Origin of the sequence: Isoptericola haloaureus (assembly GCF_036689775.1) — a bacterium.
Classification (GTDB): Bacteria; Actinomycetota; Actinomycetes; order Actinomycetales; family Cellulomonadaceae; genus Isoptericola; species Isoptericola haloaureus.
The window spans coordinates 1-305 of the sequence record NZ_JBAGLP010000068.1 but is presented as its reverse complement, the minus strand read 5'-3'; the positions used below and the strand labels follow the sequence as shown (position 1 = coordinate 305).

General features: G+C 78.7%; 1 protein-coding gene. It reads right to left on the bottom strand.

Translation table 11 applies throughout. The annotated features are described in order from the left end of the window. Positions 1–305 (bottom strand): hypothetical protein (locus V5O49_RS00215; RefSeq protein WP_332900459.1); only part of this gene is annotated, 305 nt, incomplete at both ends.

Sequence of the window (305 nt, the reverse complement as noted above, 5' to 3'; positions counted from 1 at the left end):
GCGGGGCTGTCCCGCACGTTGTCCCCCTCCCCGACGCTCTTGCGCGTCGCCCCCTCGTCGGGCTCGTCCGCCCCGAGGACGCCGTCGACCAGGCCGTCCTCGCCGAGCACGGCGTCGACCGCCCCGGACAGCCCGTCGGCCCCCGCGGCCCCGTCGGTGTCCACGGCGGGCCCGCCGAGAGCTACGGCCACGTCCTCCCCCGTCCCGGTCACGGCCCCGGCCGGGCCGTCGGCGGCGGAGGCGGCGTCGCCGTCCTCGATCACGTCGTCGACGATCCCGTCCTCACCGGCGACGTCCTCCACGAC